Source organism: Fibrisoma limi BUZ 3, from assembly GCF_000296815.2.
Classification (GTDB): domain Bacteria; phylum Bacteroidota; class Bacteroidia; order Cytophagales; family Spirosomataceae; genus Fibrisoma; species Fibrisoma limi.
Genome location: NZ_CAIT01000009.1, coordinates 1,356,278 through 1,375,449 on the forward strand (window position 1 = coordinate 1,356,278; position 19,172 = coordinate 1,375,449).

Below are 19,172 nucleotides of genomic sequence, written 5' to 3' on the forward strand. Positions count from 1 at the left end.
AACTCATGCTCAACGACGTTACCATCCGCATGTATTGCACCGGTTTCGGCGACTGCTTTCTGCTGACGTTCCGGCACCCCGACAAAACAACCCGGATGCTCATCGATTTTGGGGTCCGGGGCGGGCAGGCTGAACACATGCAGGCCATTGCCCGCCATTTGCACGAAGATGGGCTCGACAAACAGCCTCTCGATTACCTGGTCATTACCCATGAGCACGAAGATCATATATCAGGCTTTCGCCAGGCCAGGGATACGATCGATCAGCTTAACATCAGGGAACTCTGGCTGGGCTGGACCGAGCGACCTGATTATGACCCGGCCAAAGACTGGCGCCTGTACAAAGAACAGACCCGCGCTACGCTGCAAGCCGCCTTTCAACTGCTCCCAGCCGAACAGCGGACGGAACTTGGCATGAATACAAGCCTGCTGGGCGAGTTGTTTCGCTTTGAGCGGGATGTAGACGCATCGGATGAGCCCATCCAAACGGTGCATCATACCAATCCGATTTATGATCGACTTATCCGCCAGGCCGACAAAACCCGGTACTTTATGCCTGGGGAGTATTCTACCGACATTCCTGGCGTCCGAATCTACGTATTAGGCCCCCCGCCCATCGAGTACATTCGACGCGGTGAAAGCCATGTGCATGGCGAACTGTACATCGGGGCCGATTACATAGCCGACACGTATTCGTTCGGGCGGGCGTTTGAACCCGCAGCAACCTTTGCGGAGTACGTGTCCAAAGCGCCGTTCGACCAGGAATACATTGTACCCGTTCGGCTGGAGCCGGGCTCGGAATACCAGCGTTTGCCATCTAAGTTGTTTAATGGCGATAGCTATGAGAAAAGCCTGCTCGAACGGCGGTTTCAGCAAATGAAAGGTGGCGGGCGTGACAACAGCGTCCTGCATCAATACTTCGACAAAGAAAACGACTGGCGACGTATCGATACCGACTGGCGGAACTCGGCCGAAGGGCTGGCGCTGAAACTGAACCAGTATACCAACAACACCAGTCTGGTGCTCGCCATTGAACTGATTGACACCGGCGAGGTTCTGTTCTTCCCCGGAGACGCCCAGTACGGTGTCTGGTCGGCCTGGGACGATGATTCGGTCAGAGCCAGCAACGACGACAAATACAAACGTCGCTTCATGTGGCGGATAACGGATCAGGATGGAACGAGCCGGACGGTAACGGCCGAAGACCTGCTGGCTAATACGGTTTTCTACAAGGTAGGGCACCACGGCAGCCACAACGCCACGCCCAAACGAACGGGGCTGCAAAAAATGACCAGCCCCAAGCTATGCGCTCTGATACCGGTTGACGCCCAAACCGCCCGGCGGTATCGCTGGAATGATATTCCTTACCAGAATCTGCTCGATGCGTTTGCCAACGTACCTACGGATTCGCGCCGGATGGCACCCGTTCGGTTTTTGCGGGCCGACGACCTTACCATGCCGGCCAACTGGCCTGAGGAAGACGACCTGATCAAGTCGAAACTCAAAGTCGCCCTCCAGGTCGACGTACCTGTCGACGATCGGACCATCAACTACGTCGACCTTACCATCACACCACCCCGAGACGCATCTGCCTAAACCACCAGTACCCATGATCACACCAGCAACGCCAGCCAATCAGGAGCCCACGCCGAAACCGGTGGCCTCAGACGGTATCCAGTCAGACACTGACCTCGACCGTATTGCGCTCGCCCTATCGGGTGGTGGCTTTCGGGCTGCCGCCTATCACCTCGGCACGCTTAAGGCACTACACACGCTTGGCCTGCTCGATAACGTGCGGATGATTTCGACCGTATCAGGTGGTACGATTGTCGGGGCCTACTACGCGCTGAAGCGTAAGCAGGGCGTTCCGTTCGAAACCATTTACGAGAAGTTCTATGCAATCCTGCACGACGATACGCTTTTGCGGAAAGCCCTGCACCAGTGGGAAAAGACGGTGAGCACCAACGATTTGCCCAACTATAAACTGATTCGGGCGTTCGCCGATGTATACGACAGCGATTTGTTCGAAGGTGCTACGTTTGGGGAGTTCTGGAACGAATCGGATCTGGACACCTTCCCGTTGCAAACAGTGGTATTCAACGCCACAGAACTGTATTCAGGACTCGCGTTCCGGTTTCAGCACGCATCCGGCATTGACGATGGCTACCTGGTCGGCAATCGAAACGTTTTCATTCAGCCCAACGATGCCCGGCAACTCCGGTTGGCCGACATCGTGGCAGCTTCGTCCTGCTTTCCGGGTGGCTTTGAGCCCCTGGTGATGCCTGATGATTTCCCGCTCCAGCCCGGCGAAATGCTATTTTATGATTACGACAACGGTCGCCTACCTATTAGCCGGCTTGCCTTGCTCGACGGTGGTGTATACGACAATCAGGGTACCGAAAGTTTGCTGATCGCCAGCGACCGGAACGCCAGTTACTGCGAGAAGAACGACATTAAACCCGGTGATCCGATCTACGATAAAGTCGGCCCCATGTCGCTGCTGCTGATTTCTGACGTATCGAGCGCCGGGGTCAATCTGTACGACGCCCCAAAGCCTGGGCCAACCGCAGGCGAAGGCGACCGATTGGCGTCGCTGCCCGGCAAGGTCGATAACTGGTTCCGGTGGGCCGTGGGCGTAGCGGGTGTAGCCCTGGGGTATTACCTCCTACACCTTTTTGTACTACGTTACCCACCCTACGAAGGTTTTTTGCTGGGTATGCTGGCCGGCGGTGCTCTTACGGTTGGGTTTGGGCTGCAATGGGCCGTGCGATGGGCGACCGGCAAGCTGAACGAAGCCGGCAAGCCGTACAATCCCATCTACAGCCAGGCTACGTTGCCCATTCGTAAACTGTCGATCAGGCAGATTGGGTATTTGCTGACCATCCGGCTGACGAGCGTCATGACCCTACTCGACACCATCTTTCTGCGCCGGATTCGGAGCCAGGGGTATGCGGCAGCCGCAGCCGGCCGCGAATACAAACGTCTGTCGAGCGTACTGGATCGGCTGATCCGGGCGGAGAAAGACCGGGGTACGCCCGATCAATGGAGAAAGGAACTCCGAACGATCCAGCCAGTGATCGAACAGGCCCGATCGATGGGAACAACGTTGTGGTGGCTGGATGATAAGTTTCGGCTCGACGCTATCATCGCCAGCGCCGAACTAACACTGTGCTACCGGTTACTACGGCAGTTTGAAGCGTATCCGCCCGAACCCGGTTCACGCTCGGCCGATATACAGCTACAGGCCCGACAGCTTTGGGATGCCTATCAGCGCGATCCGAACTATTTTAGAAACGCTGTAACAAGTCGTCCAAGTATTCCGCAACCGTCCAGGGATACGCCTGCTACAATGCCACCCAGTCGTCAGGGCAGCAAAGCGTGACTATTCCTGAGTTTCTGTGTTGCTTTCCTTGAACACCGGCATGCAACCCTTTTAGATTGGCGCGTGTCTATCCGGCCAGTAGCGGTCTAAAACACGCGCCGACTTATGCTATACCTTTATAAAAACACGCGCTTACTGACAAGTATATTCCTGACAGCCAGCATACTGGCCTGCGACCAAGTTGGGCAGGATGTTGCGCCGGACGAGGAACCGAATACCGATGCCGAATTCTATACGATGCCCACGCAACAGGTGGCTATTGACCTGAAATCGTTTGTTGATCTGACATCGGCCACGACGTTTAAAATTAGTAAAGCACCCCAGCAGGGAGACGCTTCGTTCAGCAAGGATGGGCTACTGATCTACACACCCAATGTTGATTTTGTAGACGGCACCGATCAATTTGCCATCTCGTCGGACAAAGCCGGTGCCTCCATTCGCCCCTTTACCGTCAATGTTACGACCGACACCAGCCGAATTCCCTGCTACGCCGGTACGATCCCCGATGTTGTCCGGGCAACCGCCAACACAGCCGTAAGCATCGACGTACTCAAAAACGATCGGTTCTGTAATGCCACCGCGAACATCAGTTCGCTGGGTATCGAACGGGCTCCCAAAAACGGAACGGCCACGATAGAAGACGGCAAGGTGACGTACAGACCTAATGACAACTTCAACGGCTACGACGATTTCATTTATAAAATCACGGTTACACCCAAAGGAGGCCAGGCCCGTACGCTTCTGGCTCCGGTCAAGGTTGTGGTTGGTGACCCGTTCAGGGATTGCAAACTCAAGCTAAACGACGATCAGGTAAGCTTCCGCCAGCGGTTGCTGAGCGATTCGCTTATTCTGTTTCCGCTGCTAAACGATCAGTTGTGTAAAGCCAGCCGACAGGTTCCCCTCACGATTACGAAACAACCGGCCAACGGGTCAGCTTACCTGATGACGTCAACACGAGCGAGTGAATTTGGCCAACTGATCGTCTATAAACCCAACGCTGGCTACAATGGTACTGACGAGTTGACGTACCAGCGCTGCGAAAACGGGGAATGCCTGCAGGCCATCGTACAGATCAAGGTTAAATCGGCAGACCCGAACTGCAAGCTTACGGCCGTGAACGACGAACGGACCATTTCGCTGAGCCGCCCGGCACTGGACGTAAAACGAGGGGTAGTGCTGCTGTCGGTTCTGCTGAACGACCGCATCTGCGCCAGCATTAAAGAAGTACGAATCGGTACGAATCCTGGCAATTTGAAGCTCGATGTACTGCGCGACGGCAGCATTCTGTACACCCTGGATCAGAACCAGAAACCAGGCGAAGTTAAGTTTTCGTACGAAGTAACTGATGTGCAGACGAATAAATCTTCCGCTGAGGTGAAGGTCATCATAAAAGAGTAAATAGTTTGCAGTAAATTACGCAGGGTTGATTACAGGCAGGAGCGAATAGGCAAACGGCCGCAGTTGACAACCCACTGCAAACGGCCGATGGCCTACTCAACTATGACAGATCTCGATCTCCTGCGGGCGTGCCAACGCAATGACCCTCGAGCCCAGACAGCCCTCTACCATCGGTTCAGGGGCCGTTTGATGGGGTTATGCAGGCGATATGCCCGCAGCCGCCCGGAGGCCGAAGACATGTTTCAGGAAGGCTTTATCCGAATCTTTCAACAACTCCACACCATCGAACAGCCAGATCGGCTATTGCCCTGGATGAAGCGGGTAATGGTAAACACAGCCATTAACATTTATCATAAAAACCACCGGCTGCAAGCCGAGACAGATTACGAAGCTGCTCAGGATATAGGCACTGACGATCACCTCGAAACGCTGGCTCGGTTGTCGGCCGATGAACTGGTTGTACTGGTGCAGGACCTTCCGGATGGATACCGCATGGTTTTTAACCTGCACGTAGTCGATGGATTCAACCACCCGGAGATTGCTCAGATGCTGGGGATCTCCGAAGGAACGTCGAAATCGCAACTGGCACGTGCCAGAGCCGCATTAAAAGAAAAATTGAAAAAACTGGGTATCGTTCGCTATGAACACTCCTGAGGATGAGCAGGCCTGGGACGATCTGTTCCGACAGCGACTGGAAAACTACGAAGCCGAACCGGCTGCCGATGCGCTTAGTCGTATTCTGGCGGGCACTCCGAAGCCGACACGTATGAATCGTGGTCGGGTAGCTGGCCGTGTGGCAGTAGCGCTGCTTTTGCTAGTGGGGGCGAGTTGGTGGATACTCGACCGCTGGACAACACTGCCGGAAAAACCCACTGCCGCCGGAATATCGCCGGTTGGTGCGACCCGGAAACCGGCTGCCCCCTCTACGATGGCTACGTCGCCAAAAACACTCAGCCCAATACCTTCTCCAGCAGGTCCAGAGCAGTCAGTAGCCGTCGGAACCATAGCTCCTCGGCAGAAGACAGTTACAGAGCCAGCCCAGAAAACGTTTTCATACCGGCCATCTGAAACGTCCTGGCAAACTCAGGCGGCTACGTATCAGCGCCCTACTCCTACTACGTATTATGAGAATGTTCAGGCGGCCCGATCAGCCTATCCCGGCTGGGATGATACGTCGTCGACCGACATGGTTAGTGTGTTGACCGAAGTCGCGTCAATAGCCGAGCCGATGCAGGTAAACCGACTTCAACACCTGGGGCTACGATGGCCGCAATTTGCTTCTCCTACCTTACCGATCAACCTTCAGCAATCCGACATAGACGCTTTACCCAGCGTTTCGCGACGACGGCAGTCGAGTCTATATGCGTCAGTAATGGCTCTTTACAGCTACCGCCGTATCAGCCCAAATACAAACGATGAGGTATACATCCGGCAGATTCAATCCGGGCGTACCTTTTCATCCGATCGCATCGGCTCCCGCATCCAGATTGGGAAAGAATGGCGGCTGACGCAACGGCTTGGTTTGCGGACCGGCCTTACCTACGGTCAGTTGAGAACCTCAATGCGTTATCGATTACAGACACTCTTTACCGATTCGACACAGGTAAACTGGGTCAACGACCAGACCGTTCGCATTACGCCCATGACCGACCGTCCACTGTCTGTTGCCAGCCGGTACCATTTCGTAGGATTAAACACCGATCTGATTGTCTCGCTGGGTAACGGCAGACTCTGGAGCCATTATGTGACCGCTGGAGTGACGGTAGGTGGGTACGTAGCCCCGGTTCGGAGACAAAGCGCTTTCCTTCAGGCCTCCTATGGTATTGAGCGCCCCCTTACCTCCGACCTCTGGCTTCGCATCGAACCCTCCGTTCAATATAGTCTAAATGCGATAAGCGATCGGAGAAATCTTTGTAAGATAAGACCTTATACCTACGGCTTATCCATCAGTTTCAGAAAATAAATTCATTTTTTTTCAATTTTTTTGATCGTTTCACTCTCTTCGCATAAGTAAAATGTGCGCTAACTAACGTATATGCTATCTATACAAAGTATATAACTGATTATCAATCATTTAACAAATATGAAAAAATAAGCATAAAGCGCTTTAAAATACAAATTTGAAGATTTTCAGGTAGTTAAGTACTTGGGATGTGCTGGTCATCAGGCGAACAACCCGAGCTTCTCTGGCGTTATAGGTTCGGTTATCAAGTTAGACGATAGACAATATTAACTTCAACTCAACGATGAAAAAAGTAATGATTATGGGGTGCATGCTGGTAGCCGGCCTGACCCTGAGTGCTAACGCACAGACAACAAACTCAACAGGTAGCAATACGGGCACGACCACAACGAGCCCAACGACAGGTACGTACCAGTCACAGCCGACGACACAGCCACAGCCGTCGACACCAGCAGGACAGCCATCAACAACGACCGGTACGTATTCGAATCCATCGAACACGAATTCGCCGACGGGTACGTATCAGACTCAGCCGCAAACGACTACTGGCTCAGGTACTTACTCAACCGGTACGACTGGCACGACAACGTATCCGAATTCGCAAACGACATCCGGCTACGGTACATCAGGGTCAACGACCGGTTCCAGCTCAACCACGAACAATAGTTCGTATTCAACAGGAACAGGTACCATGCAGCAAGGTTCGACATCAGGTAGCCAGAACACCATGGGCACTTCTGAACAAACCATGGGTACTACCGACCAGACGACAAACCGCCAGATGGGTACTGACCGGAAGAACCGCAAGAATCGCCGGAACTCATCATCAACGATGCGTCGGGATTCGCTTAAGTAAGAACGACACAACTATCCCCGTTAGAGGATAGCTGGAGGAGTGATAATAGAGCCGGATGGCTAACTTTGATCTAAAGTTAGCCATCCGGCTTTTTTGTATGGAAGTAGATTCACTGATTACATTACAACAAGCTACTATCAACCGAAGCGGGACGCCTGTTCTGACAAACCTCGACTGGACACTTAAAGCCGGTGAATGCTGGGCTATTGTGGGTGACACAGGCGCGGGAAAAACCAGTTTTTTGCAGGCTCTGGCCGGACTACTACCTGTTCGTGTAGGGCGGGCTGTTTATCCGGCCCATCAATCTAGCGACCTGTCATTGTACCAGTGGCTCCGGCAGAATGTACTGTTCGTCTCCTTCAAAGAAGATTCCCGGCAGTTCTCGTATGCAGGCCACTTCTATCAGCAGCGCTACCACGCCACCATGGGCGACGAAGCGCCAACGGTACGTGATTTTTTACAGTATCCGGATACGCCCGAAGCCAGGCCCCTCGTCCATCGACTCGGTCTCGAACCGCTGCTGGAGTTGTCGCTGCTCAAACTGTCAAACGGCCAGACCCGCAAAGCCCGGATTGGTAAAGCATTCCTAAAGCAACCCGCTGTCTTGCTGATCGATAACCCCTTTGTAGGCCTTGATGCGGCTTTTCAGCAGGAGCTTTCTGACTGGCTGGGTGAACTGGTTAACCATGGGTTGAGTCTGGTACTGGCTGCGGAACCAAATAAACTACCATCATTCGTCACGCATGTGGCCTGGCTGAATCAGGGACAACTTCGCTGGGCTGGTCCCCGCCGGGAGTTTAATCCTATCGCACTCGTTCCAGCTATAGACAAGCTCCAAATACCGTCAATAAATGGTTCTCACGCCGACTTTACGGAAGCATTCCGCCTGCAGCACGTTACGGTCCGCTATGGTGAAAAATACATTCTTCAGAATTTAAACTGGGTGGTTCGGGCCGGCGAGAAATGGGCGCTGGTTGGCGCGAACGGCGCTGGTAAATCCGTACTGTTGAGTTTGCTATACGGCGACCATCCACAGGCTTACGCTAATGACGTCCGGGTGTTTGGGCACCGGCGGGGTAGTCATTCTGGCGGTCGCAGCGAAAGCGTCTGGGACGTAAAACGCCGAATTGGATTTGTATCACCTGAATTACACCTATATTTTCCCAACCATCTGACCGCCCGCCAGGTGGTCCTTACTGGCCTCACCGATACGTTGGTGGTGCCACGGTCTGTACCTGCCCAGGCTGAAACTACGCTAGATACCCTGTTCGCTTATTTTAGCATAGATCATCTTCAGCAGCGAGCGTTCGGCAGCCTATCAGCCGGTGAGCAGCGCCTGACCTTACTGATCAGGGCATTTATCAAACACCCTCCCCTGCTGTTATTAGATGAGCCATTTCAGGCCCTGGATGAGCGAAGTATTCAATTAGCCAGACAACTGCTAAATTTATTACCAGCATCCACTACGCTGCTGTTTGTCACGCATGACCGGCGGGAACTTCCTGATTGTATCAGTCAGGTTTTTCAGCTCGATCGTGCCGGGGCGGCTTCTGTCGAATCCACCTATCCTGCTGATTAAACTCAAGAAAATGCGATTACCGGATAGCATTTCAGGTCGTAAACGCAACTCATTTCATTGAGACAAGTCAAGCCAAAAAGGTAACAACTACGCTACACTATACGCATATAAAGAAAACTAACAAACGAAGCAAAGGTCTATTGTATTGGCATACTTTGTGCAGAGCCGACCCGCGCTACATTCATATTTCGTAAATGGTTGCTTATGCGTTCCGCCCCATATTAAAGCCAATAGAACATCGTCAAAAAGTCGTTGTTTCTTTTGAAATGGGTTATTGGCATGAAATTCGTCTAATTTTACTCAATGATCTGCACTGTATGATAAGACGGCTACTGGATAGGTTTGTACACTTAAGGATACGGAGAAATGGACTATTTATAGCTGTATGTGCAGCTATTGGTATGTCTACCACCGGCGCTATTGCGTATCCTACTGTTGTACCAGGCCCGGTAGGCCGTGCTGATTCCTGCCAGGTGCCTGATCCACCCGTCATCACCGGAACAGCCAGGGCCATCTGCCGAAATGAATCCGTTACGTTGACCGCCACCGGTTGCACCGGTACGGTTGTCTGGTCGAACGGAGAAACCGGCGACCGAATCACCCTCCAGCCGCAACAGACCAGTCGTTACACAGCCATTTGCCGCACTCGGGCAGGCTGCATCAGTTGCTTTGCCGATGTATGGCGGGTGGAGGTCAATACGCCGATGGCTCCTGTAGTCGTAGCTTCCTCTTCGCTGATTTGCACCGGCGATAGTCTTACGCTCACGGCTAAAAACTGCGCTGGAATCGTTCGCTGGACCGATCAGGCTATAGGTGCCACCCGTACCGTTCGTCCTGCTCAGGCAACTACTTACCAGGCCCTCTGCGAACAGCAGCACTGTATCAGCACTCCGTCGGCTCCGGTTTCGGTGCAAATCAGTCAGCCAACCACCCCGATCATCTCCGCCGACCGTTCGATTTTATGTGCCGGTCAAAGCGTTCGGCTTATGGCGTCCAATTGCGCCGGCACAGTCCGCTGGACCGACGGCGGAACAGGTATTGAACGGACCGTCACGCCCTATCAAAGCGTACATTACCGGGCCGTTTGCCAGGTCGGTACGTGCCTAAGCGATAGTTCGCAAGCCTTAGCAATTACTGTTCGTTCATCGGGGCAGATGCTTCAGGTAGCCAATGCTATCACGAACGGCTGTCCGTTTCAGACGGCGGATCTAACCCGGGCCATCCAAGCCAGCGCTGGCAACTCTCTCAGGTATGAATTCCGTTCTGGCGCTGCGTTTGACGCTCCATCTGTACAATCGCCGGGGGCGGTGCTGGCCGGTACGTATTATATTGTGGGGCGCGATGCAAACGGTTGTTACACCAACCCGGCCGCTGTAACCGTCTCTATCACACCCTGTGAAAATGGCATACCACCCTGCCTCAGTAATCCTGCAACGGTAGTGGCTCGTGTCGACTCCATTGACTGGAGTAAAGGGGTTGTGCGGCTAACCGGCCGGTTAGGTGGTTCGGCTACGCAGGCCCGTTGGCAAAGCGGCAGCGATGGTCTGTTCGCCACCAATGGCATAACGGCCCGCTATCTGCTTTCTGAAGCGGACTTCCGGCGCGGAACGGTTGCCTTTGCGCTGAATACGCCCGACCCCGACAGCACCGGTCCCTGCGTGGGAGCGTCATCAACCATTACGGTAGTAGCTCCTGCCGCAACCCGAGAAATGATTGGCCTGAGCAAGCAGGTAGCCGACCCGGTCTGGCTGGCCGACGAAAGCGGCTCGTTCGTTGAACTGACCTATCAGTTAACCGTAGCTAACCTCGGCAATCATCCCCTCCAACAGGTACAGGTATCTGATGATCTGGACGCGGCTTTTACGGCCGCAGGGGCTCAGGTACGCTCAGCAAAGCTACGGGCTGATGATGGTCTGGTCGCTAATGCATCTTACACCGGTCGGGGGGCCGATACGACGCTATTAGCGTCTGGCAGTTCCTTACCGGCCGGAGAGCAAAAACGTATCTGGTTGACGGTACGGCTCGATCCGGCCCAAGCCAGCACACTAACCTTCAGCAATACGGCCATGGTGCGGGCGGTCGATGTAAACGGCAGACTATGCCAGGACCGGTCAACCAACGGAACAGCCGTTGACCCCGATCAGAACGGCGATCCGGCCGACAATAACGAAGTCACATTGGTAACCTTATCGGCAATCCGGCCGCAACAGGACACGACGATGTTCATTCCCGAAGGCTTTTCACCCAACGGCGATGGCATCAACGACCGGTTCGTGATTCAGCGGATCCCCCCCGGGTTGACCATTCGCCTGGAGGTGTTTAACCGTTGGGGGCACCTGGTGTACCGTAGTGATGATTACAAAAACGACTGGGATGGAACGCCCAACCAGGGCATCCGAACGAATGAACCCCGACAGGGCCTACCTGACGGAACGTATTTTTACCGGGTACTACGTAGCGACGGACGGGAGTTTACTCGTTTTCTGACGCTGATGCGGTAAGCGTCGGGCATTTTTTGCAATGATTCGAAAGCTAATTCGTTTGCCGGATGGGTATCTGTGCGAACGGTACGTGTTGACGATATATACCGATGAACCAATATTGGTTAAAGGGACTTTTGGGCGGGTTGCTATGGATAAGCAGTCTGATGGCCTGGGCACAGCAGGATTCGCTGCTGTATCAGGCCGAACGACTGCTCAGTTGGAAAGCATACGGACGGGCTATTGATGCCTACTCGCAAATTCTTGAAGAACAACGCGATCAACTGACACCAGCGCAGAAGATAACGGCGTTGAGTAAGCTGGCCTATGCCTATCAGCAGGTAGGTGACAACCCTAAAGCCGAACGATTCTATCGTGAAGCCCTCAGCGGAGAAGGCGCAGCCGATCCGCAACTCATTCTCCGCTACGCTCAGACGCTGGCCGCAAACGGTAAATTTCAGGAGGCCCAGCATCAATACGAACGCTATCTTGGACTAAAGGATAAACAGCCCGACCGGCGGGTACCTGCCCCACCCGGCAACTCATCGGGCGTGACCCGTCTGGGTAGTGGCAATGTACCTAACCGCTACCGGCTGGAATACCTCGGCCTGAATACAGCCAATGAAGAGTTTAGTCCGGCCTTCTACCGCGATGGTCTTGTGTACGTAGCTGGTAAAAAAGGCGGCTCTGCCATCGAAACATCGGGGGGCGGAGGGGGTACCGACTACCTTGACCTGATTTATGTACCCGATCGAAGCTCTTTAAAGGTAACTGGTATTGTTAATCCCGACGGCAGCCTGAGTAAACCAGCCACTAACCGAAACAGTTCTGGACAAACAAAAGAAGGCCGCAGCCTGGGAGCCGACGCTTATACCCGCGCTACACCCAACGACTCGCGTACGGTGCCCGGTTTTGAAATAGGCATTAATATTGCCGAAGGGCTTGGCTATGATGCCCGCCCCACGAGCGCAGCCCAACGCTTCAGCCGCTCGATCAATACACGCTACCATGAAGGGCCAGTTACGTTTTCCCGAGACGGATCACGTATCATTTTTACCCGCAACAATTACAACGACGGGAAGGCAGGAAAAAGCTCGGAGGGCGTTAATAAGCTCAAGCTGTATACGGCCGAGCAGGTAAACGGGTCCTGGATAAACGTTGAAGAGCTACCCTTCAACAGCAATGAATATTCAGTAGGCCACCCAAGCCTGGGCCGCGACCGCACTGGCGAACCTGACCAGCTTTTATACTTTTCGTCGGATATGCCAGGGGGCTTTGGCGGTACGGATATCTACGTGAGCCGCTACGTCAACGGCCGCTGGTCGCAGCCCGTTAATCTGGGAAAAGACATCAATACCAAGGGTAACGAACTGTTCCCGTTCGCTGATGATGCTGGCAACCTTTACTTTTCGACCGATGGGATGAAAGGGCTCGGTAAGCTCGACATCTTTTATGCGGTTCTTTCCAACGGCCAGACAGTCCAGCGTATCGAACACCTGGATGCACCCATCAACTCCGCCGAAGATGATTTTGGCATAATAACCGATCCTGGCCGACGCGCCGGTTATTTCAGCAGCAACCGTCGCGCCGGGAATGACGATATCTACCGCTTTGTCCGGGAAGCCTCTCAATACGCTTGCCGGGATTTGACCCTGCGGCTCTATGACGTGGAAACAGACCAACCGCTCGACAGCGTTACGGTGCAGGTAAAAGGGCGCCTGGAGGGACGCGACCAACAATTACTAACCACCGACCGAAACGGCCTGATCCGGATGTGTCTGGAAGGTGATAACGATTTCCTTTTCCAGGCCAGCCGCGATGGATACGTCAACAGTACCATAGGCTTCACAACCCGCTCCCTGTCGGATGATCAGCCAACGCGGCTGGAGATGGGTATGTTTAAGCCTACTGTTGTAATGGATACTGTAGCCGAGGAAGACGTTGACGCCAGTTCGCTCACGCGCTCACGCATTCGTGGCGTCGTTGTCAGCGAAATTACCCGACGACCGATTGAAGGCGTGACGGTTCGTCTGCGTAATGAATGTGACCGCACCCAGCGTGAGTACGTAACGGGGGCCGATGGCCGGTACTTTTTCGACCTGATTGAAGGATGCGACTATACGCTGATCGCTTCCAAACCGGCTTTTGGCACGAATACCAACCGGATCAAACGCTTGCCTAAGAAAGCAAAACCGAAGCTACTGTCGGCCGATTTAAGAATGTTAAGCGTGGGCGATGTCGTTACGATCGACAACATCTATTACGACCTCGACCGATTCAGCATCCGTACCGACGCGTCGCGCGAACTGGAGCGGTTGGTGGCTACCATGCGAAAATACCCTTCGCTGGTGATCGAGATCCGGTCGCACACGGACAGCCGGGGCGACGCTGCCTATAATAAAGCCTTATCTACCCAGCGGGCCAAAGCCGTTGTTGACTACCTTGCCTCAAAAGGGATCAGCCGTCGACGCCTGACGGCCACTGGCATGGGCGAAACGATGTTGGTCAATAATTGTACGGATGGCGTCATCTGTACGGAAGAAGAGCACCAGCGCAACCGTCGGACAGAATTTAGGGTATTAGCCATAAAATGAGTAGTCTTGCATATCCCTAATTGATTTAAAAAAAAGGGGCTGTATACGTACAGCCCCTTTTTTTAATAAATTCTGGTCAGTTGGTTAAGACCAAAAATTGCCTTTAATCGTCGGCCTTGTCCATCAATCCACTCGCAGATAGGCTGCGAAGGATCATCGGGTAGATCTTCAATGGCCTGGTCCTTCGTTCTTAGGGCAGTTAGCTTATCAAAACCAACAACGGTCATAACTCGGCTGTCTGAAGTAAGCATTACAGGATCTCCAATCTTTAACTTCTCCATAGTGTGTATATAAATTGAGTGTACGCTGGAAAAAGCTTACTGAGTCAGCAAAAATATGATTTCAAGGACTGCCTACATTATCTAAGGATTAAAATGAGCATATTACCTAACGTATGATGCCTTCACCAGCACAACAAGCTTTTTAGTCCCACGTAGCAAAAAATGAAAAAGCCACTGAATTTCAGTGGCTTTTATAAAATTAAGTACCGGGAACGGGAATCGAACCCGTACGGGCTTTACGGCCCACAGGATTTTAAGTCCTGCGCGTCTACCTATTCCGCCATCCCGGCGCGGAGGTCCGCTACCTACAAAAAAAGCACCGACGGGCGGTGCCTTTTCTGTCGAGCGAAAGACGGGGTTCGAACCCGCGACCTCGACCTTGGCAAGGTCGCGCTCTACCAGCTGAGCTACTTTCGCGTTTGGTTTCGCCTTCAGTGGCGAATTGTGGATGCAAAATTAATGCTTTACGGGCGTTTGTCAAGAGGTTTCTGTAAAAAAATTCAGTCTCTAGCCGAACGTCTTGTTTATGAACGGCTTAAAAACAGTAGGGTCAGAAAGAATCCGTTTAATCCTAGTCCAGCCAGTGTTACCATCCGCATCGTTGACCGAAAATCGGCCCGGCTACTATCCTGGTGAACATGCGTGTACCAGATTAAAAAGAAAACCATAGCCGGAAGCAAGAATCCGATCAGCCAGTAGAACGGCGGCTGCCCCCAGAAGTACACATAAAAACCGGCTATCGAGCAGGTGAACACCGCCAACGCACAAATGAACGTTCCCCGTACGCCAAGGAGCCGGCTTAGGGTCAGATCGCCCCGGCGCGCATCTTCGGCGTGCTGATAAACCTGGGTAATCGGGTAGATGGCCAGTACATTCAGGGTACAAAGTAAGGCAGCCAGCAAAATCCTGGGTTGTTCAAGCACAGCTAATGACAGATCATTAATGGCTTGAAACGTCATCAGGTATGTGAACGCTCCCTGAAACAACCCTACCACCAACCAACTGACGACCGGATAGCGTTTCAAGCGGATCTTATCGTGACTATACGCTTTTGAGATCAGGCCGTAAATCAACAGATACAGTACAAACGGGAGCCCGACAAATGCCCCCAGCAGTAATGCCAACAGATCTAGCCCCCAGGCTACGTATAACAAGGTTCGGTCGACGGGCGGGGGCGTTTCCAGCACACCGATACTGCCCTCGTCTTTGTCGTAATAGCTGTTGTAGGCGTTACTGGCCGGATACAGCAACAGATGAATAATCAATACTACCAGCACAGCACGACCCGTATCTGGTTGTGGTGATTGGCTAAGGGCAAACCAGAATACAGGTAACAGAAAGAATGAAAAGGGCACCCGTAGGTGCAACCACACGGCTCGGGCGTTCATACATAGGGATAGGAGAGCACGCAGACAATTTACACAACTTTCGTATTAAACAGTTGTTATACCTTTCATACAGCAGTACTAATGATCAATTAACCCAGCGATGAGACATATAAATAGTTATATCAACGGCTTTGGTACCGCCGTACCGGACCATATTGTCTTGCAGCAACAAGCTGTCGACTTTATGACCGAAGCCCTCCAGTTCGACGAGCGCGACCGACGACGATTGTCGGCTCTGTACCGACAGACGCGCATTGATCAACGACATTCTGTACTCCCCGACTTTAACCGGCAATTTGGCGAGTTTACGTTCTTCCCGAATACCCCCGGCATGGAACCGTTTCCGACCGTGAGCCAGCGAATGAGTGTGTATCGGCAGGAAGCAGTGCCGCTGGCGATGCGGGCGATCGAAAACTGTCTTGATGATCGGAAACAGGAGGAAGAAAGTGATACGTTCGACCGGCAGCAAATCACTCATCTCATTACGGTTAGCTGCACAGGTCTGTACGCCCCCGGCCCCGATATTGAATTGATCGAAGCGCTCGGTTTACCCACTACGACCCAACGGCTGGCTATCAATTTTATGGGCTGCTACGGGGCGTTTAATGGCCTGAAAGCGGCCGATGCCATTGTGCGGGCCGATCCGGAAGCCAAGGTACTAGTTGTTTGTGTGGAATTGTGCACGATTCACTTTCAAAAGAAAACCGAAGTCGATCACCTGCTGTCTAATGCGCTGTTTGCCGACGGAGCCGCGGCCGTGCTGGTCGAAGGGCAGCCTCGCTCCGATAAATCGTTGATGCTTCGGTCCTTTTATTGCGACCTGCTTCCCGAGGGCAAGGCCGAAATGGCCTGGCACATCAGCGATTTTGGCTTCGAAATGACGTTGACATCAGAGGTTCCGGCTTACATCGAGAAAGGCATTAGCCAGCTTATGGATCAGTTGCTGGAACGCAGCGACCTGAGTATCGAGGATATCGGCGGGTTTGCGCTTCACCCGGGCGGTCGCAAGATTCTGGAGGTCATCGAACAACAGTTAGGCATGACCGCACACGACAATCGCCATGCGTACAACGTGCTACGCCAGTTTGGCAACATGTCGTCGGCTACCGTGCTGTTCGTGCTGAACGAAATCTGGCAACAGCTACGGACTGACGCCGATTTTACAGCGTTCGAAGAAGCAGTCATTCCAGACCATAAGCCTCATGTCCTGAGTTGCGCATTTGGACCCGGCTTAACACTGGAATCCATGATTCTGGACGTGATACTGCCCGAGCCGGAGCTGGTCAGCGTAAAATCTTCCAGCGCATCAGCCCGAGCTTAGTCAACATATAAAACAGCGAGGTTTTCAGAACGCCCAGCCCATATATTGAACTACGCCGGAAATTGATGGACGATGCTTCTTCAAAGTATTTGGTAGGGCATGTCACTTCGGCGATTTCATACCCTTTGTAGAAAATCTGGGCGATCATTTCGTTATCAAAAATGAAATCGTCGGAGTTGTGCGTAAAGTCCAGACTGCGGAGTACCTCACCAGAAAACGCCCGGTAGCCAGTGTGGTATTCCGACAGTTTCTGATTCATCAACAGATTCTGTGTGAAGGTCAGGAACCGGTTGGCAACGTACTTGTATAACGGCATGCCTCCTTTCAGCGCTCCTTTTCCCAGAATCCGCGACGCAAACACGACCGGATACAGGTCATTACCGATAATGGAGATCATAGCCGTCAGCAGGAGCGGTGTGTACTGATAGTCGGGATGCAGCATGATCACGATGTCGGCCCCAAGCTCAAGCGCCTTGGCATAGCAGGTTTTCTGGTTGCCGCCGTACCCTTTGTTACGGTCATGGCGAATAACGTGTCGGATACCCAGTTGACGGGCTACCTCTACAGTATTGTCAGGACTGGCATCGTCAACCAGGATAACATCATCAACAATATCAAACGGAATTTCTCGATAGGTACGTTCCAATGTCAAGGCTGCCCGGTAAGCAGGCATCACCACAACCACTTTTTTACCATTAAACATAGGCCAAAACTACAGGGTCTATCGCATTATGACAATATTTTTGAGTGTGTAGCCCGCCCATTTCCCAATTTGGAACGTAGTTTTACAACCGGTGTTAACTTTTAATGGGCGGATGGGTTATTTTTTTGTCCGTCTTACGTAGATCATGCTATCAAGCGAAACTATATTTTTTCTGGCTTTTGCCGCCTTTGTGCTGGTGGTAATGGCCCTGGATCTGGGCGTTTTTTCCAAACAGAAAAGCCATGTCGTCCACTTCAAAGAAGCCGCTACCTGGAGCGCAGTCTGGGTAGGGTTGTCCATTGCGTTCTACTTTTTCCTGAAAAACTATGGGTATCTGGTACACGGTGTTACTGACTTTGCTCATCTTCAGGAAATACAGAATCGGTACGCCGATCATGTCCGATTGATTCCGGGCGATTTTCAGGCCAGTTTACAGCTATTTCAGAATAACATGGCCCTTGAGTACATCACGGGTTACCTGGTCGAATACTCGCTGTCGGCGGATAATATCTTCGTGTTTATTCTGATTTTCACCTCGTTTGGGGTTCGCGAGCGGTATTACAAAAAGATCCTGGTGTGGGGGATTCTGGGAGCTATTGTGCTTCGTTTTGTCTTCATTTTTGTAGGGTCAGCCTTGTTGCAGCGGTTCGAATGGATCATGTACCTTTTTGGTGCATTCTTGGTTTACACGGGTCTGCGGTTGTTCTTTCAAAAAGAAGAAGACGAGAAAATCGAACCCAGCAACCACCCGGTTGTTCGGTTTGCCAGCCGCTACCTGAATGTTTACAAACGAAACGTATCCGAAAATTTCTTCATTCGTAGAAAGTCCGACCGGAAACTGTTTGTTACGCCCCTGTTCATTATTGTGATTGTGGTTGCGTTTACGGATCTGATCTTTGCCGTAGATTCGATTCCGGCCATTTTCTCGATCACGAAAGATCCGTATATCGTTTTCTTTTCGAACGTGTTTGCCATCATGGGCCTACGGTCAATGTTCTTCTTCCTGTCGAGCATCATGAGCCAGTTCCGGTTCCTGAAGGTCGGTCTGGCCGTTCTGCTCACGTTTATTGGCGTGAAGATGCTGACCGATCACTACCTCGAAGAACTGGGCTTTCAGCCGGTATATTCGCTGTACATCATCATTGCTATTCTGGCGACGAGTATTCTGGCCTCCTGGGCTATTCCGGAGAAAAAGAAAGAGGAAGAAAGTGTTGAAGTGTGACCGGTG

At 52.5% G+C, this 19,172-nt stretch carries 14 protein-coding genes and 2 tRNA genes; 11 read left to right on the forward strand and 5 right to left on the reverse strand.

What is annotated here, in order from left to right; genetic code table 11:
- The first annotated feature begins 5 nt into the window (after positions 1-5).
- From BN8_RS25215 to BN8_RS25255, 9 genes are all read left to right on the forward strand, one after another.
- Positions 6-1,595, forward strand: coding sequence for an MBL fold metallo-hydrolase (locus BN8_RS25215; protein ID WP_009284778.1), 1,590 nt, complete (start codon positions 6-8; stop codon positions 1,593-1,595).
- 13 nt (positions 1,596-1,608) lie between these two features.
- A complete protein-coding gene (locus BN8_RS25220) occupies positions 1,609-3,381 on the forward strand; it encodes a patatin-like phospholipase family protein (RefSeq protein ID WP_009284779.1) in 1,773 nt (590 codons plus the stop codon).
- A gap of 105 nt (positions 3,382-3,486) precedes the next feature.
- The gene (locus BN8_RS25225) at positions 3,487-4,779 is read left to right on the forward strand and encodes an Ig-like domain-containing protein (RefSeq protein ID WP_009284780.1); all 1,293 of its coding nucleotides are present in this window, start codon (positions 3,487-3,489) and stop codon (positions 4,777-4,779) included.
- A gap of 102 nt (positions 4,780-4,881) precedes the next feature.
- A complete protein-coding gene (locus BN8_RS25230; RefSeq protein ID WP_040006860.1) occupies positions 4,882-5,433 on the forward strand; it encodes an RNA polymerase sigma factor in 552 nt (183 codons plus the stop codon).
- The gene (locus BN8_RS25235) at positions 5,420-6,742 is read left to right on the forward strand and encodes a hypothetical protein (protein ID WP_009284782.1); all 1,323 of its coding nucleotides are present in this window, start codon (positions 5,420-5,422) and stop codon (positions 6,740-6,742) included. The genes BN8_RS25230 and BN8_RS25235 overlap by 14 nt, the downstream gene beginning before the upstream one ends.
- A 283-nt stretch (positions 6,743-7,025) precedes the next feature.
- Positions 7,026-7,598: a hypothetical protein gene (locus BN8_RS25240; RefSeq protein ID WP_009284783.1), complete on the forward strand. Its 573-nt coding sequence runs from the start codon at positions 7,026-7,028 to the stop codon at positions 7,596-7,598.
- A gap of 97 nt (positions 7,599-7,695) precedes the next feature.
- Positions 7,696-9,177, forward strand: a complete 1,482-nt coding sequence (locus BN8_RS25245; RefSeq protein ID WP_051041129.1) for an ATP-binding cassette domain-containing protein — start codon at positions 7,696-7,698, stop codon at positions 9,175-9,177.
- Between the two features lie 401 nt (positions 9,178-9,578).
- Entirely contained in the window at positions 9,579-11,678 is a 2,100-nt protein-coding gene (locus BN8_RS25250) for a T9SS type B sorting domain-containing protein (RefSeq protein ID WP_229368319.1), read from the forward strand.
- An 89-nt stretch (positions 11,679-11,767) separates the two neighbouring features.
- Positions 11,768-14,251, forward strand: a complete 2,484-nt coding sequence (locus BN8_RS25255; RefSeq protein ID WP_009284787.1) for an OmpA family protein — start codon at positions 11,768-11,770, stop codon at positions 14,249-14,251.
- 62 nt (positions 14,252-14,313) lie between these two features.
- On the opposite strand, the gene BN8_RS25260 is transcribed toward BN8_RS25255, so the two are convergent.
- The 4 genes from BN8_RS25260 to BN8_RS25275 all read right to left on the reverse strand — a co-directional run bounded on the left by BN8_RS25260 (position 14,314) and on the right by BN8_RS25275 (position 15,920).
- Positions 14,314-14,532 carry a YodC family protein gene (locus tag BN8_RS25260; RefSeq protein ID WP_040006519.1) on the reverse strand — a complete coding sequence of 73 codons (219 nt, stop codon included), beginning with the start codon at positions 14,530-14,532 and terminating at the stop codon, positions 14,314-14,316.
- Positions 14,533-14,736: 204 nt separating this feature from the next.
- A tRNA-Leu gene (locus tag BN8_RS25265) sits at positions 14,737-14,822 on the reverse strand.
- Between the two features lie 54 nt (positions 14,823-14,876).
- A tRNA-Gly gene (locus tag BN8_RS25270) sits at positions 14,877-14,949 on the reverse strand.
- A gap of 107 nt (positions 14,950-15,056) precedes the next feature.
- Positions 15,057-15,920: a UbiA family prenyltransferase gene (locus BN8_RS25275; protein ID WP_009284788.1), complete on the reverse strand. Its 864-nt coding sequence runs from the start codon at positions 15,918-15,920 to the stop codon at positions 15,057-15,059.
- A gap of 100 nt (positions 15,921-16,020) precedes the next feature.
- On the opposite strand from BN8_RS25275, the gene BN8_RS25280 reads away from it, so the two are divergent.
- A complete protein-coding gene (locus tag BN8_RS25280) occupies positions 16,021-17,241 on the forward strand; it encodes a type III polyketide synthase (protein WP_009284789.1) in 1,221 nt (406 codons plus the stop codon).
- Here the strand turns inward: BN8_RS25280 and BN8_RS25285 are convergent.
- Complete coding sequence (locus tag BN8_RS25285; protein ID WP_009284790.1) at positions 17,204-17,944, reverse strand: glycosyltransferase family 2 protein; 741 nt, start codon at positions 17,942-17,944, stop codon at positions 17,204-17,206. The two genes, BN8_RS25280 and BN8_RS25285, sit on opposite strands and share 38 nt — an antisense overlap.
- Before the next feature lie 145 nt (positions 17,945-18,089).
- On the opposite strand from BN8_RS25285, the gene BN8_RS25290 reads away from it, so the two are divergent.
- Positions 18,090-19,166: a TerC/Alx family metal homeostasis membrane protein gene (locus tag BN8_RS25290; protein WP_009284791.1), complete on the forward strand. Its 1,077-nt coding sequence runs from the start codon at positions 18,090-18,092 to the stop codon at positions 19,164-19,166.
- Positions 19,167-19,172: the final 6 nt, after the last annotated feature.